Annotated in this window: 16 protein-coding genes and 3 pseudogenes; 13 read left to right on the top strand and 6 right to left on the bottom strand. The window is 72.2% G+C overall.

Annotated elements, in window-relative coordinates:
* Positions 1-13: 13 nt before the first annotated feature.
* Positions 14-2,584: a glycosyltransferase gene (locus JN350_RS15005; RefSeq protein ID WP_461963135.1), complete on the top strand. Its 2,571-nt coding sequence runs from the start codon at positions 14-16 to the stop codon at positions 2,582-2,584.
* Positions 2,581-3,345 (top strand): annotated as a pseudogene (locus tag JN350_RS15000) (polyprenol monophosphomannose synthase). The gene JN350_RS15005 and the pseudogene JN350_RS15000 overlap by 4 nt, the downstream one beginning before the upstream one ends.
* A gap of 72 nt (positions 3,346-3,417) precedes the next feature.
* Here the strand turns inward: JN350_RS15000 and JN350_RS14995 are convergent.
* Positions 3,418-4,821, bottom strand: coding sequence for a glycoside hydrolase family 25 domain-containing protein (locus JN350_RS14995; RefSeq protein ID WP_205462685.1), 1,404 nt, complete (start codon positions 4,819-4,821; stop codon positions 3,418-3,420).
* A 594-nt stretch (positions 4,822-5,415) separates the two neighbouring features.
* On the bottom strand, positions 5,416-6,717 hold the full coding sequence (locus JN350_RS14990) for an O-antigen ligase family protein (RefSeq protein WP_205462684.1): 1,302 nt from the start codon (positions 6,715-6,717) through the stop codon (positions 5,416-5,418).
* 103 nt (positions 6,718-6,820) lie between these two features.
* On the opposite strand from JN350_RS14990, the gene JN350_RS14985 reads away from it, so the two are divergent.
* Positions 6,821-8,215 (top strand): hypothetical protein, encoded by a 1,395-nt coding sequence (locus JN350_RS14985; RefSeq protein ID WP_205462683.1) that lies wholly within the window; start codon positions 6,821-6,823, stop codon positions 8,213-8,215.
* A 9-nt stretch (positions 8,216-8,224) separates the two neighbouring features.
* Here the strand turns inward: JN350_RS14985 and JN350_RS14980 are convergent, their stop codons facing one another.
* The gene (locus JN350_RS14980) at positions 8,225-9,625 is read right to left on the bottom strand and encodes an O-antigen ligase family protein (protein WP_205462682.1); all 1,401 of its coding nucleotides are present in this window, start codon (positions 9,623-9,625) and stop codon (positions 8,225-8,227) included.
* A 9-nt stretch (positions 9,626-9,634) separates the two neighbouring features.
* Positions 9,635-11,683, bottom strand: coding sequence for an acyltransferase family protein (locus JN350_RS14975; protein ID WP_275898045.1), 2,049 nt, complete (start codon positions 11,681-11,683; stop codon positions 9,635-9,637).
* 121 nt (positions 11,684-11,804) lie between these two features.
* Here JN350_RS14975 and JN350_RS21110 point away from each other — a divergent pair.
* The 8 genes and pseudogenes from JN350_RS21110 to JN350_RS14935 form a co-directional block, all read left to right on the top strand.
* Positions 11,805-12,199: pseudogene (locus JN350_RS21110) on the top strand (type I phosphomannose isomerase catalytic subunit); the annotation flags it as partial.
* Positions 12,200-12,283: 84 nt separating this feature from the next.
* Positions 12,284-12,955: a cupin domain-containing protein gene (locus JN350_RS14965; protein ID WP_205462680.1), complete on the top strand. Its 672-nt coding sequence runs from the start codon at positions 12,284-12,286 to the stop codon at positions 12,953-12,955.
* 137 nt (positions 12,956-13,092) lie between these two features.
* Positions 13,093-14,054 (top strand): annotated as a pseudogene (galE, locus tag JN350_RS14960) (UDP-glucose 4-epimerase GalE).
* Between the two features lie 188 nt (positions 14,055-14,242).
* Positions 14,243-14,575, top strand: coding sequence for a WhiB family transcriptional regulator (locus JN350_RS14955; protein WP_374114433.1), 333 nt, complete (start codon positions 14,243-14,245; stop codon positions 14,573-14,575).
* A 193-nt stretch (positions 14,576-14,768) separates the two neighbouring features.
* On the top strand, positions 14,769-15,920 hold the full coding sequence (locus JN350_RS14950) for a glycosyltransferase family 2 protein (RefSeq protein WP_205462679.1): 1,152 nt from the start codon (positions 14,769-14,771) through the stop codon (positions 15,918-15,920).
* 116 nt (positions 15,921-16,036) lie between these two features.
* Entirely contained in the window at positions 16,037-17,605 is a 1,569-nt protein-coding gene (locus tag JN350_RS14945) for a hypothetical protein (RefSeq protein WP_205462678.1), read from the top strand.
* Positions 17,602-18,762, top strand: coding sequence for a DUF5719 family protein (locus JN350_RS14940; protein ID WP_205462677.1), 1,161 nt, complete (start codon positions 17,602-17,604; stop codon positions 18,760-18,762). Before JN350_RS14945 ends, JN350_RS14940 begins: the two co-directional genes overlap by 4 nt.
* 101 nt (positions 18,763-18,863) lie before the next feature.
* Complete coding sequence (locus tag JN350_RS14935) at positions 18,864-19,004, top strand: hypothetical protein (RefSeq protein WP_205462676.1); 141 nt, start codon at positions 18,864-18,866, stop codon at positions 19,002-19,004.
* Positions 19,005-19,041: 37 nt separating this feature from the next.
* Here JN350_RS14935 and JN350_RS14930 read toward each other — a convergent pair whose 3' ends face one another.
* Positions 19,042-19,482 carry a metallopeptidase family protein gene (locus JN350_RS14930; protein ID WP_205462675.1) on the bottom strand — a complete coding sequence of 147 codons (441 nt, stop codon included), beginning with the start codon at positions 19,480-19,482 and terminating at the stop codon, positions 19,042-19,044.
* A 59-nt stretch (positions 19,483-19,541) separates the two neighbouring features.
* Here JN350_RS14930 and JN350_RS14925 point away from each other — a divergent pair, with 59 nt between their 5' ends.
* Complete coding sequence (locus JN350_RS14925) at positions 19,542-19,757, top strand: DUF3499 family protein (RefSeq protein ID WP_111085977.1); 216 nt, start codon at positions 19,542-19,544, stop codon at positions 19,755-19,757.
* 103 nt (positions 19,758-19,860) lie between these two features.
* Entirely contained in the window at positions 19,861-21,339 is a 1,479-nt protein-coding gene (ahcY, locus tag JN350_RS14920) for an adenosylhomocysteinase (protein WP_205462674.1), read from the top strand.
* A gap of 23 nt (positions 21,340-21,362) precedes the next feature.
* Here the strand turns inward: ahcY and JN350_RS14915 are convergent, their stop codons facing one another.
* Positions 21,363-22,232 (bottom strand): RDD family protein, encoded by an 870-nt coding sequence (locus JN350_RS14915; RefSeq protein ID WP_205462673.1) that lies wholly within the window; start codon positions 22,230-22,232, stop codon positions 21,363-21,365.
* Positions 22,233-22,256: the final 24 nt, after the last annotated feature.

Here is a 22,256-nt window from a genome sequence, read left to right as displayed (position 1 = left end):
TGCGCCTTGTAGGGTGTTGTCGGCTGCCGGGCATCCCCGACGGCCGGATCACCGAACCGTGCCACAGGCGCGGCAGCAACTGGAGGAACTCGCCGTGACAGAGCGCAAGCCAGGAGTCGTGTCCGTCGTCCTCGTGAACTACAAGGGCACGGACGACACACTGACGAGCATCGCCGAGCTCCGCAAGCAGGATTGGCCGCAGGACCGGCTCGAGGTGATCGTCGTCGACAACGGCTCCGGCGCTGAGCACGTCGGGCGGTTGAAGGCCTCCGACCTCGACTTCACCTTCGTCGACTCCGGCCAGAACCTCGGCTTCACCGGCGGCTGCAACCTGGGCGTCGAGCACTCCTCGGGCGAGATCGTGGCGTTCCTGAACAACGACGCCCGCCCGGACACCGGCTGGGTGCGCGAGGCGATGGCCACGTTCGCGTCCGGCGCCGACATCGGTGCCGTGGCGTCGAAGGTCCTCGACTGGGAGGGCGTGAACATCGACTTCACCGAGGCCGCGATGACCTGGTACGGCATGGGGTACAAGCCGTTCGCCGGATCGCCGGACACCGGCCGGTGGGAGAGCGAGACCGACGTCCTGTTCGGCACCGGCGCCGCGATGTTCATCCGCGCCGAGCTCTTCGAGCAACTGGGTGGCTTCGACGACCGCTACTTCATGTTCTACGAGGACGTCGACCTCGGGTGGCGCCTCAACCTGCTCGGCTGGCGTTTCCGGTACCAGCCGAAGTCGGTGGCGTTCCACAAGCACCACGCGTCGATGAACAAGTTCGGCGACTTCCGTGAGACCTACCTGCTCGAGCGCAACGCCCTCTTCACGCTCTACAAGAACCTCGGCGACGAGCAGCTCGCCGCGGCCCTGCCCGGGTCGCTGGCGCTCGCGGTCCGCCGAGCCGTGGGCCGCGGCGAGCTCGACTCCACGTCGCTCGACCTGCGGAACCCCGGCGACGACAGCGTCCCGACCATCCCGGTCCCGAAGACGAGCATGGCCGGCATCTACGGCGTCGACCAGTTCGTCGAGCAGCTGCCGTCGATGACCGAGTCGCGCCGCGAGATCCAGGCGAGCCGGGTCCGCAGCGACCGCGAGCTCCTCCGCCTGTTCGGCAACCGCGACGAGCCCGCGTACCCGATCGAGAACTACCTGGCCGGCTACGACAAGATCGTGCACTCCCTCGGCGTGCTCGACGTCGGCACCCGTCGTCGCATCCTCATCATCACCGGGGACTCCATCGGCGAGAAGATGGCCGGCCCGGCGATCCGCGCCACGCAGATGGCGAAGCAGCTGGCGAACGAACACGACGTGCGGGTCATCAGCCTGACCCGCTCGTCACCGATCGACCCGTCGTACGACGTCGTCACGGTCCCGCACCGCCACCCGCGGCAGATGGTCGAGCACGAGGCCTGGGCCGACGTCATCATCGTCCAGGGGCACGCGCTGCGGCTGTTCCCGGTCCTCGAGTCGACCCGCAAGATCCTCGTGGTCGACGTCTACGACCCGCTGCACCTCGAGCAGCTCGAGCAGGGCCGCAGCGACGACGTCGACCAGTGGAACCGGCAGATCCTCGACGCCTCGGACACCCTGAACCACCAGCTCGAGCTCGGCGACTACTTCATCTGCGCGTCCGAGCGCCAGCGGATGTTCTGGCTCGGGCAGCTCGCGGGCTCCGGCCGGGTGAACGCCCGGACCTACTCGCGCGACCCCGATCTGCGCTCGCTCATCGGCGTCGTGCCGTTCGGCCTGTCCTCGACCCCGCCGGTCCACGACCAGCCGCGGGTCAAGGGCGTCGTGCCGGGCATCGGTAAGAACGACAAGCTCGTCGTCTGGGGCGGCGGCATCTACGACTGGTTCGACCCGATCACCCTCGTGCGCTCGATCGGTCAGCTCGCCGAGCGGAAGCCGAACGTCAAGCTGTTCTTCATGGGCGTGCAGCACCCGAACCCCGACGTCCCCGAGATGGACATCGTCGCCAAGGTGCGCGCCGAAGCGGACGCCCTCGGACTCACCGGCAAGAACGTGTTCTTCAACGACGCCTGGATCCCGTACGAGGAGCGCGGCGCCTACCTGCTCGAGGCCGACGCCGGCGTCTCGACGCACTACGAGCACCTCGAGACGACGTTCTCGTTCCGCACCCGGATCCTCGACTACCTGTGGGCACGCCTGCCCATCGTGACGACCGCCGGCGACTCCTTCGGCGACCTCGTCGCTGCCGAGAAGCTCGGTGTCGCCGTGCACGAGCAGGACGTCGACAGCCTCGCCGACGCCCTCGAGACGGCGCTCTTCGACAAGAAGGCGCGCGCCGAGTTCATCGGCAACGTCGACCGCATCCGTGAGCAGTTCACGTGGGAGAACGTGCTGGCGCCGCTCGTCGACTTCTGCCGGAACCCCGTCCGCGCCGCCGACAAGTCGGTGCGGGACACGGTCGCCGTGGTCGAGGCGCACCAGATGCGCGTCCGCGTGCCGGAGCGCAAGAAGCTCTCGGGTGTCCGGTACGACGTCGGCCGCGCGGTGCACTACTTCCGCACCGAGGGCCCGCGCAGTGTCGCGGGCAAGATCAAGCGCCGCCTGCAGAACCGGTGACCGCTGCGGACGCCGCGGCCCTCGTCGTCATCCCGACGTACGACGAGGCCGAGAACGTCCGTGCCGTGATCGCGGCCGTGCTCGGCGCGGTGCCGACCGAGCACGTCCTGGTGGTCGACGACGGCAGTCCCGAACGGCACCGCTAACGTCGTCCGCGGCGTCGCCGGTGCCGACGCGCGCGTGCACCTGCTCGAGCGCAGCGGCAAGCTCGGTCTCGGTCTCGGTCTCGGCACCGCGTACGTGGCCGGGTTCCGCTGGGGTCTCCAGCGCGGGTACCCGGTCCTGGTCGAGATGGACGCCGACGGGTCGCACCCCGCCGACCGGCTCCCGGCGCTGCTCGACGCGGTCCGTGCCGACGAGACGGTCGCGCTGGCGATCGGCTCGCGGTGGGTGCCGGGCGGATCGGTGGTCGACTGGCCGCTGCGGCGCCTGGCGTTGAGCCGCGGTGCGAACGCCGACGCGCGGATCGTGCTCGGGGTCGACGTGCGTGACGTCACGGCGGGGTTCCGCGCCTACCGAGCGGCCACGGTCGCGCGGATGGACCTCGGCTCGGTCGACTCGAACGGCTACTGCTTCCAGGTCGACATGACGCTGCGGGTCGCCGACTGGGCGGCCGGATCGTCGAGGTGCCGATCCGCTTCCGGGACCGCGTGCACGGGACCTCGAAGATGAGCCGCCCCGTCGTCATCGAGGCCGTGGTCCGCGTCACCGGGTGGGGACTGCAGCGTCGGTTCGGTCGCCGTCGCGGCTCGCGTCGCTGACGCATCCGGTGCGACGGACAGGAGGCGCGGTGCCAGCTGGCACCGCGCCTCCTGTCCGTCACCGGTCGCGTCTCAGACGCAGCTGACGTCGTAGTCCTGGTTCCCGACGACGTACTGGGCCATCCGCACCTGGCTGCCGGCCGTGAGGCCACCGGCCGAGCAGGCCTTCTGGGCGGCTGCGACGCCGTCCGCGCCGACGGCGATCCAGCTCGGCAGTCGGTAGAGCGTGCTGCTGCTCGGTACGGTGCCGAAGAGCGTGCTCCACTCGGACGGCGACGAGTAGACACCGGCGGTCGCGCCGATGCTCACGAAGTACGCGGTCATGCCCTCGAGGGTCGCGCGGTTGAGCGCCGCCGTCTTCTGCCACGAGCCGTCGGTCTCGGCATCGAGCCACCACCGGTAGGAGCCGGGCGATGCGACGCCTCGACTCTGCGCATCGTCGTAGGCGCGGTTCCAGCCGTACATCCACGAGCACTGGGTGGATGTGAGCGCAGCGTCGCCCGGCACGCAGGTGCCGTACGGATTCCGCGCCGTCGCGCCGCTCGGGTCGACGTTGTTCGTCGGCCACGAGGCGCGGGAGTTCGACGGGTGGTCCTTGAAGTACTGACCCGGGTTGGCGGTGTTGACGTACAGCTGCGTCTTCGGCTGCGACGTGCCGCCCACCGAGCCACCGGCCCACGCGAGTTGTTGCGCGAGGAAGTCGTTGGTGTTGTTCGCGAGACCGTGGTTCACACCGACGATGCCGAAGGCCTGCCCCACCGGGTAGTTCGACGACGAGCCCCCTTGCGGCCAGGACACGTCGGCACCGAACCCGGTGCCGCTCGAGCCGTCCAGGAAGTAGCCGGCGACGTCGAGGTGCAGCTGCGCCGAGCCCCTCGAGACCTTCGCCTGCACCCGGCGGTCGGTGCTCGACCCGGTGACCTTGGCCATCACGAGGTTCGCGACGGGCGACCCGGCACCGAAGAGCTGGGTCGCGACCTGCGGGTCCTGGCCGGCCGGGGTGACGCGCAGGTAGGCGTCGGTCGTCGGCTTGGTGACCTCGGCGTTCGCGACGACCGCTGTCGCCGTGCCCGGGACGCCGGCTGTGCCGGAGAGCCGGATGGTGCCGGCGGTCGTCGACACGGCACCGGCGAAGGCGCGGGTGGTGTCGATCGGCACGAACACCGAGCCGGTCGACGCGTTCGAGTAGTACCCGGCGACGTCCATGTAGACCGTGCCGGTGCCCTTCGAGAGCTTGACCTGCGCGGCACCGTCGACGAGCTTGACGATGGCGAGGTTCGACAGCGACTGCCCCGCCGAGTACAACTGCGTGACGACCTGCGGGTCCTGGCCGGCGGGCGTCACCCGGACGTAGCCCGCCGCCGTGGGGCCGCTCACCTCGACGTTGACGGCGACGGCCGTGGCGTCCGTGGGGACGCCGGCGAGGCCGGCGAGGGGGACCGGAACCGGTGTCGTGCCGACGGTGCCGCTGAACACCCGCGCCGCGTCGAGCGGGGTGTACGTCGCGCCGGAGCCGTCGGCGTAGTAGCCGGCGACGTCGAAGTAGCCGTTCGCGGTGCCGGCGGACAGCTCTCGCCTGGATCGATCCGTTCACCAGCCGCACGGTCACCAGGTTGGCGATCGTCTGCCCGGCGGCGAAGTCCTGCGTCGCGACGGTGGCGTCCTTGCCGGCGGGGGTCACGCGCACGTACCCGGCGGCGGTCGGCTTCGCGACCTCGACGTTGACGACGACGGCCGTGGCGTTCGCGGGGACCCCGGCGTTCCCGGCGATCCGGACGACCTTCGGCGTCGTCGTGAGCCCACCCGACCAGACCCTGGTCGTGTCGATCGGCGTGTACCGACCGGTCGTCGGTGCCGCGGCCTGTGCGGTCGAGACCGGGACGACCACGGCGACGGCGGTGGCGACGAGCGCGGTGGTCAGGGCGAGTGCGAGGCGACGGTGCAGACGCATGTGGTGGTTCCCAACTTCGTGGACCGTCCCCCTGACGGTCTCCGGCAGTCTAGGTGCACGGTGCAACTCCGGGGAGGGCACACGGGTGCGGTGTGCCGATGGACACACGCCGCGCGGACTCAGCCGCGCGGCAGGTGCCGCCGCCACGACCGACGTCGCGCGGCGATCACCAGCACGGCCACGAAGACCATCAGCCCGGCGCCGTGCAGCAGGTAGCTCTCGGCCGTGCTCGTGACCGCCAGGAGCACCAGGACCGCGGCGGGCCACACGTAGGCCACGCCGGGGAACGTCGTCGCCGTCACCCAGGCGCGGGCGAAGGCGAGCAGCGCCGTCACGCCCAGCAGGATCGTGCCGGCGAGCCCGATCTGCAGCCAGGCATCGATGAACGCGTTCAGCCCCGAGGTGAACCGGTGCCCGGCGGGGTCGATGAAGGTCACGTACGGGACCACGGCCTCGTGCGGCCACGTCCCGACCCACCCCCACCCCTGGATCGGGAACTGCCCGACGAACACGCGGATCTGCGACCACAGGTCCAGGCGGGTTGCCGTCCCGCCGGCTGCCCCGATCTCCGCCAGCACGCGGTGCCGGGCGAGCACGCCCACCACGAGCATCAGGAGCACCGTCCCACCGAGCACGCCGTTCACCACCGGCCGCGTCGTCGGTCGGGCGTGCCGGAGGGACCACAGGGCGAGTGCGGTCACGGCGAGGGCGATCATCGCGAGGCCGGTGATGGGGGACTGCACGAGCATGAGCGCGATGACGGCGAGGGCGGTGGAGCCGATCGCGCGCCACCGCGTCACCGACCGGGTCAGGAACTCGACGACGAAGGTGACGAGTGCCATCGCCGCGATGAAGCCCATGAAGTTGCGGGTGCCGCCGATGCCCTGGATCGGACCGCCGTACGCGATGTTGCCCTGGATGCCGAACGCGGGGATCGGCAGGTCGAGGACCAGGCCGGAGAGGACCTCGAGGCCGAGCGCGGCGACGAGCAGGATGCGGAAGGCGTCACCGGATGCGCGGATGAGCTGCACGAGGTCGCGGCCGAGCGCCAGGTACAGGCCGAGGCCGGTGAAGCACACGGTGGCGACGAACCCGCGGAGCGCCACCCAGGAGTACTCGCTCCACAGGACGCTGAGCGCGCAGTACCCGACGAACGCCAGGAGCGAGAGCGGCAGGACACCGTGCCACTCGATCCGGTAGCGCTGCCCGAGCAGGCTCAGACCGGCCAGGACGAACAGGCTGACGAGCACCGCCCAGACGCCGGCACGCCCGACCAGGGCCCCCACCGTCGGCTGCCCGAACGCGAACAGGACGATGACCGTGGCGAGGGCCTGGCTGAACCGCCCGCCGGCGGAGAACCCGATCCAGGCGGAGAGGTAGCGGCGCGCGAGCACGTGGTGCGTCAGCCGTCCATCGGTCACGAGTCCATCTTGGTGCACGGACCTCGACGCGGGGTCATCGCGGAGCGTCGATATGGCTGATACGCGATGACTCGACTAGCGTCGTCGCACGATGCAGCGTGCCGTGACCACGACCCTCCGCCGTTCCGGCACGCTCCGTGCGGCGGCTGCGGCGGTCCTCGTCGGCCTGGCGACGACGTCGCTCGCCTGGTGGCGTCTCGGCCCGGTGACGCGCGGCACCGCGTGGGCGGAGGACGGCGGCGTCTTCCTGCGCGAGCGGCTCGCGCTCGGGCCCGTGGACTCCCTCCTGCACCCCTACGCCGGGTACCTGCACCTCGTGCCGCGCCTGCTCGTCGACGCCGCGTGGGCACTGCCCGTCGAGGAGTACGCGCGTGCGCTGTCCGCCGCTGCGTGCCTGGTGGTCGGCGCGGTGGCCCTCACGGTGTTCCTGCTCGCGCGCGACGTCGTGCCGCAGTGGCCGCTCCGGGCACTGCTCGCCGCGGTGCCGGCCCTGCTGCCGCTCGCGCCCCACGAGATCAGCGGGAACGTCGCGAACCTGCACTGGTTCCTGTTGTTCGCATGCCCCTGGTTGTTCGCGCACCGGGCGCGGTCGTGGTGGGCGTCGGGCGTCGTGGCCGTCCTGACCGGCTTCGTCGTCCTCACGGAGCTGCAGACCGTGCTGTTCCTGCCGATGCTGCTCCTCGCGTGGTTCCCGCTGCGCGACGCGTCCGGCGTCCGGGCGTGGCCCCGCGCCGTCCCGGTGACGCTCGTCGCCCTCGCGGGCGGCGCTGCGCAGATCGTCACCGCCGTCACCGACCAGCGGTCGCGCGCCCCGGAGGCCACGGGGTTCGCCGACGTGGTCGCCGGGTGGCTGCTGCAGCCGGTCGCGGGCATCTGGTCGCCGGACGTCGGCGCGGTCGTTCGGGTCGTCGTCACGCACGGCTGGGGCGTCGTGCTCGTCCCCGTGCTCCTGGTCGCCGCGGCGCTGGTCGCCGCGGTCGTGGTCGGGTCCTGGCGTGCACGCTGGACGGTCCTGGTGCTCGCGGTGGCCTCCGGTGGCGTCTGGTGGGCGGCGCTCGTCGCCAACGCCGGCGAGGTGCAGGCGTGGGCACACCCCACGCAGGGGCTGGCCGCCGTGCCGCCACTGCGGTACGCGGCGGCCTCCGGGCTGCTCCTGCTCGCCGCGGCGGTGGTCGCAGCGAGCGTCCTGCTCGGTCCGGGGCGCGGCGCGACCGACGGCGCGGGGGACGGCGCACGGCCGGCGCACGGTGGACCCCGGTCAGGAGGCCCAGCTCGCTCCGCGCGGGCACTGGCCGGTTGGTGCGTGGTCGCGGTCGTGGTCGTCGCGACGCTGGGCAACGTCGCACCCGGCCCGACGCGGCGCAGCGACGGCCCGGTGTGGGCGACGCAGGTGCCCGCCGCGATCGAGGCGTGCGCAGGGGACCCGACACGGAGCGTTGCGATCCGCAAGGTGCCGTGGTCCGCGCAGGTGCCGTGCGCCCGGTTGCTCGAGCACTGACAGCAGGCGTCAGCGCACGGTCGGCAGCCGGAACTCGCGTCGTGCGGACGGAGTGCGAGGGCCGTCGCCGGCGGAGAGCGGCTCCTCGCCGACCAGGACGATCCGGGTCTTGATCGCGACCAGGGCGAACAACACCCAGTTGCCCTGGTACAGCAGGCGTGACTCGGCGACGGACTGCACGACGAGGGCGACGACGACGAGCAACGGCAGGAGCGACACCGGGTCGAACGGCCGGGGCGACTGCGTGGCGTCGTACCCGATCCGGGTGGCCGACGACCACGAGCGGTCCAGCGTGGTGACGACGTACAGCGCGAACAGGACGAGCCCGATGATGCCGGTCTGCATCCACACGTCGAGGTACGCGTCGTGCGCCTGCAGGTACGTCACGCCCTTGCGGTGCGCGAGGTCGGCGAGCGTCGGGATGTCCGGCCACCAGTACCCGATCCAGCCCCAGCCGACGACCGGATGCTGGCCGATCAGCTCGAGCACGCGCTGCCAGATGTCCCCGCGGCCCGTCGCGTCCGCGCCCTTGCCGAGCAGCTCCGACACCGTCCCTCGCGCCACGAACGCTCCGCCTGCGGCGACGACCGCGCCGACCAACACGACCAGGTAGCGCGGGGTCCGACGTTCGGTCGGGACCCGCCGGATCCAGAGGGCGACCAGGAGCACGACCGCCACCACGACCGCGGCGGCGAGCACGGTCGACGAGCGGGTCAGCACGAGGACGGCGCCGACGACGACCAGCCAGGCGACGGCACGGTTGCGACGCATCCGCCCCTCGGCGAACTGCACCGCCACGGCGATCGCCGCGAGCAGCGCGACCATCGCGAGCAGGTTCGCGTTGCCGGGCAGCCCCTGGATGCGACCGCCGGTCAGGAGCTCCGCGCGCGAGAAGTAGAACGCGTCCGGGATGTCCCGGTCGCCGTAGTCCGTCCAGACCGGCACGATCGGGTGCCGCACGACGACCGCCACCACGGCCTCGAACAGGAGCGAGCCCATCACCACCCAGCGGAAGGCAAGGCTCATCGCGTCGAGGATGCGACGCCAGGTCAGGGTCGACGCGACCGCCAACGCCATCGCGGCACAGATCACCTGCGCGGCCATGCTCGCCAGCGTCGCCGGGCGCCAGTGCGACCAGACGACCGACACCAGGCACCAGGCGAGGAAGAACCAGAGCGCCCACGGTGTCCGGACGAGCGGCGGCTTCGCGCGGACCAGGATCGTGACGCCCCACGCGGCGACGAGTGCCCAGACCGCCGCTGCGCCGAACCAGGTCAGGGTGTTGGGGAAGGCGTCCCCGGCGAACAGGACGAAGAGGAGCGTCGCACCGAACGCGAACGCCTCGCGCTCGGGTACGGTCCCGCGCGACAGCGGCCAGGTGTTCGTCACGACGCCAGGGTACGTGCTCATCGGCGGCCGCTACTCCCGGAAGGCCGCGAGCGTGCTGGCGATCTCGTCGCCGAGGTACGGCGCCAGGGTCGTCGCGAAGGTGTTCGTCAGGTGGGTGCGGTCCCGGTGCACGAGCACCCCGCCGATGACCGCCGGGCAGATCGTGTCGGTGCAGTAGTAGCGCGACAGGTCGATCACGCGCGCCTTCCCGGGCATCCGGGCCGCCGCCTGCTCCGAGCCCTCGAACAGGCTGAAGCCCACCGAGCGACTCGAGTCGCACTCGCTCGTCGTGGGACCGGACATCTGGCCGACGCAGGCCACCACGTCCGGGCGTGCCGTCGGGTTGTCGCGGAGGGCCAGGATCGGGATGCCGGCGTCGGCCGGAGCCTGCCAGGCCGCCACCATGCCGTCGACGACGGCATCGGCGTCCGACTGTCCCGCGGCGGGCACGACGGGTCCGTTGCCGGTCGAGTGCGTGACGATCACGCCGTCCAGGTCGCCGTGCGAGCGGAGGTACGCCATCGCGTTCTGCTTCCAGGCGGCGCAGTCGTCGACCTGCTTCTCCGTGTTCGCCTTCTGCACCGCGGTGGTGAGGTAGCAGCTCTGGTGCCCTGCGACGTCGATGCGCCAGTTCCGGGCCTTCGCGATCTTCTCGTAGGTGTCCACGAAGACGTTGTTGTGCGAATCGCCGATCGCGATCAGGTGTTCCGTGTACCCGGTCTTCGGACCGAGGGCGCAGACGTTGAACGCGCTCGAGTCGTTCGACCAGCACGCCGGCCGGTTCGAGTCGTCGTCGAGGGCGTTCGAGGCGGCCGGCACCCGGACGTCCGCGAGGGCGGGGTTGACACAGGGGTCGGCCGACGAGATCAGTGCGGCGGCACCGAAGCACCGGACGTCCCCGGTGCTCAGACGCTGCTGGAACTCGGCCGCCTGCACCTGCTGCACGTGGAGCGCGGTGAGGGACGCGGCGCCGAGCGCGACGACGAGCACGGTGCTGAGGGCGCCGTACAGAGCGACCCGGCGCGGGCGGAGTGCGCGCACCCAGCCGGAGAAGCGGAGGGGCTCCTCGATGCACAGCGTCGTGACCGAGGCGACGACCACCGCGCCGACGAAGATCGCGACCTTGTCCTTGGTCGTGAGCTCGTGCCGGAGCACGATCGGCAGCAGGACGACGGCGGGCCAGTGCCACAGGTACACGGCGTAGGAGATGCGCCCCAGGAACCCGATCGGGGTGATCCGTCCGATCCGCTGCAACCCGGAGTGGCCGCCGAACAGCACGACCAGCGTGGCGGACACGACGGGGAGCGCGGCCGCGATGCCGGGGAACGGGGTCGCCGCCGTGATCACGAACAGCGACGTCACAAGGCCGGCAGCGCCGAGCCACGCGCCGACGACCCGGAGGGACCGGGCCGGGCCGGTGCGGGGCGCGGCCAGCGGGATCATCGCGGCCAGACCGCCGAGCGCGAACTCCCACGCCCGGGTCGCCGTCGAGAAGTAGGCGACCCCGGATGCGGTCTCGGTCTGGACGACGCTCCACGCCAGGGACAGCACCACCACGGCGCCGAGGAGCACCTGCGCGACCACGACCGGGGAGGCCCCGCCACGGCGGAGACGGCGGGCGCTCCACAGGGCGGCGAGCAGCAGCAGCGGGAGGACGATGTAGAACTGCTCCTCGACGGACAGCGACCAGAAGTGCTGGAACGGGGACGCCTGGTTGCCCTGCGCCAGGTAGTCCACCGAGTCGGCGGCCAGCTGCCAGTTCTGCACGTAGACCGTCGAGGCGATGAGCTCGCGTCCGTACTGGCCCCACAGTGCGCTGGGCACCCAGATCAGCACGGCGGTCCCCGTCGCGGCGATCGTCAGGAACGCCCCGGGGAGCAGTCGCTTCGCACGTCGGGCCCAGAAGCCGGCGAGACCGATCCGTCCGGTGGCGGTCAGCTCGCGCAGCAGGTGACCTGTGATGAGGAAGCCGGAGATGACGAAGAACACGTCCACCCCGACGAACCCACCGGGGAGCCTGCTCGGCCAGAGGTGGTAGAGCACGACGGCGAGCACCGCGAACGCGCGGAGGCCCTGGATGTCCCATCGGGTCGGGTCGGTCGTGCGGGGGAGGAGGTGCGGAGGGACCCTCGGGTCGGCGACTCCACCGTGCGTGCAGACATCGCGGAGATTCTAGTGTCGCGCGTCGCGCCGGTAGGCTCTGGCCCATGTTCCTCGGCATCACGAACACCCCCGCGACTACGCCTGGGGCTCGGTCACCGCGATCCCGGAGCTCCTCGGGCGCACCGTCACCGGCGCCCCGCAGGCCGAGCTCTGGCTCGGTGCGCACGCCGGCAGCCCGAGCGTGGTCGTCAACCCGGCGATGGTCGGCGGCGCCGACACCCTGCGCGACTGGATCGAGGCGGAGCCGCAGGACGCCCTGGGCGCTGACCGCACCGGGCTGCCGTTCCTGCTGAAGGTGCTCGCGGCGGCGGCGCCCTCTCGCTGCAGGCGCACCCGACACCGGAGCAGGCCGAGGCCGGGTTCGCGCGCGAGGAGCGCGAGGGCATCGCGATCGACGACCCGGCGCGCAACTACAAGGACCCGTTCCCGAAGCCCGAGCTCGTCGTCGCCCTGAGCGAGCGGTTCGAGGCCCTGAGCGGCTTCCGCCCCGTCGAGGAGACCCTGGCCGAGGTCCGCGTGCTCGATGCCGGCAGCGGTCGGCTCGGCCCGCTCGAGGTGCACCTGCAGCACGGTCTCGAGGACACCGTGCGCTGGCTCGAGACGGCCGACGCGTCCGTGCTCGCCGTCGTGCAGGCGGCGAGCGACCTCGCGGTGGCACTCGACGACGACCTGCTCACGCCGAACACCGCGACGGTCCGCGACCTGGCGACGAGCTGGCCGGGCGACCCCGGCATCGTGGTCTCCCTGCTCATGCACCGGGTGACGCTCGCCGCGGGACAGGCGATGTACCTGCCCGCCGGCAACATCCACGCCTACCTGGACGGCCTCGGCATCGAGCTGATGGCACCGTCGGACAACGTGCTGCGCGGCGGGCTGACGCCGAAGCACGTCGACGTGCCGGAGCTGTTGCACGTCCTCGACTTCACCGCGTACCCGGCGCCGGTCCTCGAGCCCGAACGGGTCGCTCCCGGTGTCGACCGGTTCGCCCCGGCCGGTGTCGGCTTCGCGCTCCTGCGGGTGACCGGCGACGGGCGACCGGTCGGGTTGAGCACCGGAGGGTCGCGCCGCTGTCGGGACCGTCGATCGCGATCTGCACCGAGGGCGTCGTCACGCTCGTCGGTGCGCAGTCGGCGACCCTGCTGCGCAAGGGCGAGTCGTGCTTCATCACCCCCGACGAGGGCGACGTGACCGTCGAGGCCGACTCGTCGAACGGCGTCACGTCGACGGTCTTCATCGCCACCGGTCGGTAGCGCGGAGCCGCACGCGCTGGCGCGGTCCCGCACGCCGCCGCCGGGGCGTCTCGTCCGTCCGCTAGCGTGGCGACCATGAGTTGGCTGGTCACCGGCGGTGCCGGGTACATCGGGTCCCACGTCGTCCGAGCACTGCGCTCGGCCGGCATCGACACGGTCGCGTTCGACGACCTCTCGAGCGGTTTCCGCGCGTTCGTGCCGGACGACGTGCCGTTCGTCGAGGGCACGATCCTGGACGGCGAGCTGGTCGCCCGCACCCTGCGGGAGCACGACGTCACCGGCGTGGTGCACGTCGCGGGCTTCAAGTACGCCGGCGTCTCGGTCGAGCGTCCGCTGCACACCTACGAGCAGAACGTCACCGGCATGGCCACGCTGCTCCGTGCGATGGCCGAGAACGGCGTCACGAAGGCCGTCTTCTCGTCGAGCGCCGCGGTGTACGGCACCCCGGACGTCGACGTCGTCGTGGAGTCGACCCCGAAGGCGCCCGAGTCTCCGTACGGCGAGTCGAAGCTCATCGGCGAGTGGCTGCTGCGCGACATGGAGGTCGCCGCCGGCTTCACGACGACCTCGCTCCGCTACTTCAACGTCGTCGGGTCGGGTGAGCCCGACCTGTACGACGCCAGCCCGCACAACCTGTTCCCGCTCGTGTTCGACGCACTGCTGGCCGGCCGAACTCCACGCATCAACGGCGACGACTACGCCACCGAGGACGGCACCTGCGTCCGCGACTACATCCACGTCGCCGACCTCGCGCACTCGCACGCCGTCGCGGCGCAGAAGCTCGAGGCGGGGAGCCGCTCGAGCAGGCGTACAACCTCGGCAGCGGCGACGGTGTGAGCGTCCGGCAGATCATGGACGCCATGGCGAAGGGCACCGGGATCGCCTTCGACCCGGAGATCGCGCCGCGCCGCCCCGGTGACCCGGCGCGCATCGTGGCCACCGGCGAGGCCGCCACGCGCGACCTCGACTGGGCGATGCGCCACACCCTGGACGAGATGGTCACGAGTGCGTGGGAGGCCCGCCGCAGCGCCTCGTAGCGGCTGAGGACGTGTCAGTTGTCCCCCGAAACCCCGACAGACCGGGCGCGACACGCCCAGACGGGGGACATGACACGCCGAAGCGGTCAGTGCCTTCTATGATCCGCGACTTGACTCAGACGAATGACACCGCTGTAATTACAGGCAACGACTTCAATCGTTGTGGTCCCGTTATCGAGACGTCAGGGGTGATCAGGGTGAACGGTTCCGACTTCCACGCCGGAGTTCCGGAGGACTGGCACGTCGACCCCGTGGCGCTCGGCGTCCCGGGTGTTCGACGGCCGGAGACGGACGACGAGGAGAACCCGCTCGCGTGGCAGGTCGACTCGTTGTGCGCACAGACCGACCCGGAGGCGTTCTTCCCCGAGAAGGGCGGCTCCACGCGCGAAGCGAAGAAGATCTGCACGTCGTGCGAGGTCCGCGCGCAGTGCCTCGAGTACGCACTCGAGAACGACGAACGCTTCGGCATCTGGGGCGGCCTGTCCGAGCGCGAGCGCCGCAAGCTCAGGAAGCGGGCGTAGGAGCGCACCCCGTCTGCCGGGAGGCACGGTGCGCGTCCGGCGCACACCGTGCGACCCATGAAACCTCGTCGCAGGCTCCTCGGCGCGCCCTCACACGGCGCTGGCGCGCAGTGCCCGTTCGGCCGCGCAGGTTCACGGCGCGCCGCCGTCCGCAGCGGACGCCGTGCCTCCAGACCGTAGAGTGACGCCCGTCATGCAGCCCAGAGTCACCGCGATCCTCGTCGCCGCCAACGGAGCGGCCCACCTCGACCGGACCCTGGACGCACTCGCGGCCCAGACCCGCCACCCCGAGAACCTGGTGGTCGTCGACGTCGGATCGACCGACGGCTCCACCGCCGGCCTGTCCTTCGGCGGGTCCGCCGAGCTCCTGCGCCTGCCGGCCGGACGCCCCTTCGGCGAAGCCGTCGCCCGCGGGGAGCGCGAGGCGCCGCCCGCCGTCGTGGACGAGCCCGTCGACGAGTGGCTGTGGCTGCTCGGGCACGACAACGCGCCGTCGCCGACTGCGCTCGCCGACCTGCTCTCCGCCGTCGAGATCGCACCGTCCGTGGTCGTAGCCGGTCCGAAGCTCGTCGCCGACGAGGACCCCTCGCTCATCCGCGCGTTCGGCGAGAGCATGACGCGCTTCGGCCGCTCGATCGGTCTCGTGCAGGACGAGCTCGACCAGGGCCAGCACGACCGGCACACCGACGTGCTCGGCGTCGCCGCCGGTGGCATGCTCGTTCGCCGCTCGGTGTGGACCGAGCTCGCCGGCTTCGACCCGGCGCTGCCCGACGTCGACGCCGCCCTCGACTTCTGCGTCCGGGTCCGCCTGGCCGGGCACCGCGTCGCAGTGGTCCCCGAGGCGAAGGTCACCACCGCCGGTCCGGTCGAGGAGTTCGGCCGCAAGCGCGTGTCCGAGGCCCGCCGCGTCCGCATGCACCGGCAGGCGCAGCTGCACCGCCGGATGACCTACGCGCCGCTCGGACTGCTCTGGCTGCACTGGCTCACCCTCGTCCCCTTCGCACTCGGCCGGGCGATCGGCCACCTCGTCGCCAAGCACCCCGCGGCCGTCGTCCCCGAGCTCGCCGCGGCGTTCGCGGTGGCCTTCGGCGGAGGCACCGGTCGCGCGCGCAGGAACCTCGCCCGCACGAAGAAGCTCGGTTGGGCCGCCGTCGAACCGCTCCGGGTCAGCTGGCGTCGGGTGCACGAGCACCGCACCACCTCGCGCGACGTCGAACTCGCCCGGGTGGAGGACGCCCCGATCGCGCGGGCGTCGTTCCTCGGCGACGGCGGGATCTGGGTCGTGCTGGCCGCGGCCGTCCTGAGCGTCGTCACGCTCTACCCCTGCTCGGCTCACCGGCGCTGACCGGCGGCGGCCTGCTGCCCCTCAGCACGAGCGTCGGGCAGCTCTGGCAGAACGTCGGGTACGGCTGGCACTCGCTCGGCACCGGGTTCACCGGTCCGTCCGACCCGTTCGCCGCCGTGCTGGCGGTCCTCGGTTCGATCGTGTTCTGGTCGCCCTCGACGTCCGTCGTGCTCGTGATGCTCGTCGCGTTCCCGGTCTCCGCCCTCGGCGCCTGGTTCGCGGTCCGCAAGGTGACAACCCGCACGTGGGTGCCGGTGATCGGCGCCGCGCTCTACGCCATCGCGCCCTCGCTCGTCGGCGCGGTCACGACGGGGCACCTCGGCGCGGTCATCGCGCACCTGGTGCTGCCGTGGCTGTTCGTGGCCGTGCTCGAGGCGCACCGCTCGTGGGCGTGGGCCTCCGGCGCCTCGCTGCTGTTCGCGGTCGCGGCGGCCTCGGCACCGTCGCTGCTGCCCGTCCTGCTGGTCGGGTGGCTCGTCGCGCTCGTCGTCGGGTGGCGCCGTGCACACCGTCGGGTCTTCATCCCGGTGCCGACCGCGGTGCTCTTCCTGCCGCTCGTCCTCGCCCAGGTGGCCCGCGGCAACGTCCTCGCCGTCTTCGCCGACCCCGGCGTCCCCTCGGCCACCCGAGCTCCGTCCGCGCTGCAACTGGCGATCGGCCAGCCGCTGCCCGACTGGAGCGGGTGGCTGCCCGCGACCTCCGGGCTCGCCGCCGTCGGCACGTGGCTCCCGATCGTGATGGCCGTCCTGGCCGTCCCGATCGCCGCCGCTGCGATCGGCGCGATGCTCGGACACCGTTGGGCCGTCGCGGGCTCGGCGCTCGTCGTCGCGCTGCTCGGGTTCGGGACCGCGTTCGCCGCCACCCACGTGACCGTCACCGGCGTCGGCTCGACCACCACCATCGTGTGGCCGGGCAGCGGGCTGTCGGTGTACTGGCTCGCGATCGTCGTCGCTGCCTGCATCGGGATCGACGTGCTGCCCAAGGCCGCGCCGGTCACGGGGCTCGTCGCGACGGTGCTCGCCGGTGTGGCGGTGGCCCCCGCCTTCGCAGCGTTCTACCTCGGCAACGCCGCCATCCAGCCGACCACCGGCCGGGTGCTCAGCGCGTACGTGAACGCCGAGGCGCAGGCCAACCCCGACGTCGGCACGCTCGTGGTGGTGCCGCAGGACGACGGGTCGCTCGCGGTCGCGCTCGAACGCGGACAGGGCGCCACCCTCGACGACCAGTCGACCCTCGACGCCACCGCCCTGCGGTTGAGCGAGTCCGGCGCCCGGCTCACGACGCTCGCCGGCAACCTGGCGAGCCGCAGCGGCTACGACCCACGGCCGGCGCTGCAGGACCTCGGCATCAGCTTCGTCCTGCTCGACGACGCCGGCGACGACCCCGAGGCGCAGACGGTGCACGACCGGGCCGCGGGCGCGATCGGGCAGAACGCGCTCTTCACGAGCATCGGTGAGACCACGAACGGTCAGCTGTTCCACTACGAGGGCGACGTCGACCGGACCAGCACCGGTTCGGCCGCCGCCCGTGCCACGCACGTCCTCTACCTGGTCGTGCTCGGCGTGGTGTTCGGGGCGGCGGCGCTGCTCGCCGTGCCGACGGCCCCGCGCCGCCGCCGGGCCACCTCGAACGTCATCGAGGCCGAGGAACCCGCGACCACCTTCGACGAGGAGCGCGACGAATGAGCACCACCACCCGCTCCGTCCGGCGCTGGGTCGTCCGCGGCACCGCGACCGCGATCGCCGTCGTCGTCGCTGCCGGCGCCGTCACGGCTGCGCACGCCTACGGCACCGCAGCCGAGCCAGGTCGCCCGGCCGGCCGGACCGTCACCCCGGTGCCCGCCGACGCCGAGCGCGTCTGCGCCGGCAGCGCCCTGCGGTTGTCCGACGACTCCGGCAACGACGCCACCCAGGCGAGCACCGTCGGGTCGGCGACCGTGTCCACGGCGACGACCGGGTCGACCGTCGAACGGTCCGCGCTCGACCCGTCGTCGACCGGCGGCAGTGACCCGCGCCTGCTGACCGCCCCCGCGGGCGACAGCACGCCCCAGGTCGCGGGCAGCAGCTACCAGAGCGTGTCCAGCGGCGACCTGGTGGGAGCGGGCGCGGCGTCGTGCGACGACCCGTCGCAGTCGACCTGGCTCGTCGGCGGCTCGACGGAGACCGGGCGCACCAGCCTCGTCACCCTGTCGAACCCGACGGACGTGAACGCCACGGTCGACCTGGCGATCTACGACGGCGCCGGCACTGTCAGCGCCCCCGGCACGACGGGCATCGTCGTCGCCCCGAACACCCAGAAGGTCGTCCCGCTGTCCGGCTTCGTGTCCGACCAGGGATCGACCGTCGTGCACGTGTCGTCCTCCGGCGGGCAGATCGTGGCCCACATGCAGGAGACCGTCGTCCGCACGCTGACCCCCGGCGGCTACGACATCGTCTCCGGCGGCGCCGCGCCGTCGCGGTCGCAGGTCATCCCCGGCGTCGTGCTCGCCGGTGCGCAGGAGGCACAGCGCGGGGACGACACCGCGGACGCCGCTCCCGTCGTCCGGCTGTTCGTCCCCGGCACGCAGTCGGCTCGGGTCACCCTCGGCATCTCCACGGCGGACGGCGGCGGTACCACCGTCAACGCCACCGCCGAGCCCGGGGTCGTGACCGACGTCGCGCTCGACGACTTCCCGGACGGCCGGTACTCGTTCACCGTCACCTCGACGCAGCCCGTCGTCGCCGGTGCCCGGACGACCACCCCGACGGCGGACGACGGCAGCGACCTCGGCTGGTTCGCCTCGGCCGAGCCCCTCGGCGACCGGGTGATCACGGCCGTGGCGCCGGGGAGGGCGTCCGCCTGAACCTCGTCAACCCCACGCAGGAGGACCGGACGGTCACGATCCGCTCCGGGGACGAGAAGCGCACGGTCGAGCTGCTGTCCGGCGCCACGGCGACCGTCCCGGTGCAGACCGCGAAGCAGTTGTCGCTCTCCGGGACGGACGGTGTCGTCGCCGGTGTGACCTACCTCGGGGACGACGGCATCGCGGGGTTCCCGGTGCGGCCCTCGACCCAGGTGTCCACGCCGGTGCGGGTCTACCCCTGACGCCGAGGACGGTGCGGCGCCCCCGGGTGCCGCGGCGTCACCAGTGGCGGTAGCGGTCCGGCGCCAGGTCCCACGGGTCCTTGCCGATCAGCTCGCCGACGGCCCGGAACACGGCCGTCTCGATGATGATCCGCCGGTCCGCGTCGTCCTTCTCAAGGCTGCGGTTCACCCGCTCGACGGGGATCCGGAACACGGTGACCCTGCGGGTGTCGCGGTCGATCCGCCACCGGGGCATCGCGTCGGGCAGGGTGGCATCGGTCGGCATGTCGGCCACCTGGAACACCACGCCCGCCAGTTCGTCGGGCCACAGCCCGATCAGGTAGTGGGCGCTGTCGCCGACGATGCGGTCGAAGGCCTCGGCGCGGGTCGTGATCGGCGCGAGTTCCGGACCGGTCACGCTCGACCGCCCGCCGCGTCCGTGCCGGGACCGGCCTCGACCGCGGTCGACGGGAGTGACGAGGCGGGGCTTGCGACGCATCCCCACATCGTACGCGCGCACCGGGTGCTCCCGGGCGCTCCGCTAGGCTCCGTGTCGACATGGACGTGAGGATCTGCAGCAAGGTCGCGTGCGCCGCGAGCGCTTCGGCGACCCTGACCTACGACTACGGAGACTCCATGGTCGTCGTCGGGCCGCTCTCCACGCGGGTCGAACCGCACGGCTACGACCTCTGCGCCCGGCACGCCGCCGGCCTGCGCGTCCCGCGCGGCTGGCAGGTGGTGCGGCGCGAGCCGCTGCAGCGCGAGACCGACTGACGGCTCGCCTGCGCGACGCACCAGCGGCGGTGCACGGGAGGCCCGTGGAACGTGACCGACGTCGCCTGGGGACCCGTGCCTCCCGGCATGGAAGACTGATGGCATGCCCACCGAAGCCCAGACCGCAGCACCGTACCGCGTCGCCGACCTCTCGCTCGCCGAGGCGGGCCGCCACCAGATCCGCCTCGCCGAGAACGAGATGCCGGGCCTGATGGCCCTGCGCGAGGAGTTCGCGGCGTCGCAGCCGCTGGCCGGAGCGCGCATCGCCGGGTCGCTGCACATGACGGTGCAGACGGCCGTCCTGATCGAGACGCTCGTCGCCCTCGGTGCGCAGGTGCGGTGGGCGAGCTGCAACATCTTCTCCACGCAGGACGAGGCCGCCGCGGCGATCGCGGTCGGCCCGACCGGCACGCCGGACGAGCCTGCCGGTGTCCCCGTGTTCGCGTGGAAGGGCGAGACGCTCGAGGAGTACTGGTGGTGCACCAGCCGCATCTTCGACTGGACCGCCGAAGCCGCTGCCGTCGGAGCCGACTGGGCCGGTCCGAACCTGATCCTGGACGACGGCGGTGACGCCACCATGCTCGTGCACACCGGAGCCGACGCTGAAGCCGCTGGTGTTGCACCGGACGCCGGCGCCGACGCGAGTGCCGAGTGGGAGATCGTGCTCGACACCGTCGCGGCGTCGCTCGAGACGTCGTCCGACCGCTGGACCCGCATCGCCGCGGACATCGCGGGCGTCACCGAGGAGACCACCACGGGCGTACACCGCCTGTACGAGCTGTCGCGGAACGGACAGCTGCGGTTCCCCGCGATCAACGTGAACGACTCCGTGACGAAGTCGAAGTTCGACAACAAGTACGGCATCCGCCACTCCCTGCCCGACGGCCTGAACCGTGCGACCGACGTCCTGATGGGCGGCAAGGTCGCGTTCGTGGTCGGGTACGGCGACGTCGGCAAGGGTGCGGCGGAGGCCCTGCGTGGCCAGGGCGCCCGTGTCATCGTCAGCGAGGTCGACCCGATCTGCGCACTGCAGGCCGCGATGGACGGCTACCAGGTGGCCCGTCTGGCCGACGTCATCGAGACCGTCGACATGGTCATCACGTGCACGGGCAACCTCGGCGTCGTGGGCGTCGACGAGATGCTCGGGCTGAAGCACCTGGCGATCGTCGCCAACGTCGGCCACTTCGACAACGAGATCGACATGGCCGGCCTCGAGTCGCTGCCCGGTGTGGAGAAGGTCGAGATCAAGCCGCAGGTGCACGAGTGGCGCCTGCCGACCGGCCGCTCGATCCTGGTGCTGTCCGAGGGGCGGCTGATGAACCTCGGCAACGCGACCGGGCACCCGTCGTTCGTGATGAGCAACTCGTTCACGAACCAGGTGCTGGCGCAGATCGAGCTGCACACCCGTCGCGACGAGTACCCGACCGGGGTCTACGTGCTGCCGAAGCACCTGGACGAGAAGGTCGCTCGCCTGCACCTCGGCGCCCTCGGGGTGGAGTTGACGACGCTGCGCCCGGAGCAGGCGGCGTACATCGGCGTGCCGGTCGAGGGCCCCTTCAAGCCGGAGCACTACCGGTACTGAGCCGAGGCGCGCCGGGCGCCGCGCTAGCGCGGGAAGCCCGGCGGCCGCGCCGACGCCGACGCCCCCGCCGCGGTGAGCAGCCCGACGCGGGAGCGCAGCGCCTGCACGTCCCGCCCACGGCGCAGCACGACGACCCCGGCGAGGAACACCTCGGCGGGCACCGGCGGCACCGGGTGGGCGAAGGGCGCGACGTCCGCGGCCAGCGCGCGGGCGGCGGACTCCCGGAGCTCGGGGCGCATCACGGCAGCCCCGCGGAAGAACGCGCCGAGCCGGTTCTCGAGTCGCTGCGGCAGCGCCGAGACGTCCGCGACCGTGGCCCAGGCCGTCAGCTCGGGTGGCAGCACGACCTGGGGGTCGCGCTGCTTCGGCAGCCGCTCGTGCTGCACGACGGTGCCGGCGAGCAGGTCCCCGAGGCGCCGCGGACGACTGCCGAACAACGCCACGAGCAGCGCCACCGACCCGAACGTCGTCCACAGCTCGAACAGCCCGACGAGCGCGCGGGTGAAGGCATGCCGGAAGCCGATCGCACCGCCGTCGACCCGGACGACCCGCGTGCCGACGGCGTACCGGCCGACGCTGCGGCCCCGGGTCACGGTCTCGACGGCGGCCGGCACGAGCACGAGCACGGCGACGAACAGGGCGATGCCCAGCGCGGCGCCCCACGCCTCGTCGAGGCCGCTCGGCCACAGCCGGGACACCCCGAACACCAGCAGCAGGTACAGGACGAGCAGGCACACCCCGTCGAGGAGCGCCGACGCCAACCGCAGGACGAGTCCGGCCGGCTGCACGTCGAGCGCGACCGCCTCGCCGACCACGAGCTCGTCGGCGGTCTCGTCCAGGGCGAGCGAGAACCGAGCGTCGGCGAGGTCGCGCGGCGTGCGGGGCTTCGACATGGGATCATTCTGTCGGAAGTCGGC

This window comes from Curtobacterium sp. 24E2, from assembly GCF_016925595.1.
Taxonomy (GTDB): domain Bacteria; phylum Actinomycetota; class Actinomycetes; order Actinomycetales; family Microbacteriaceae; genus Curtobacterium.
Note: the sequence above shows the minus strand (reverse complement) of the source record. Positions and strands in the feature narration are given on the sequence as shown.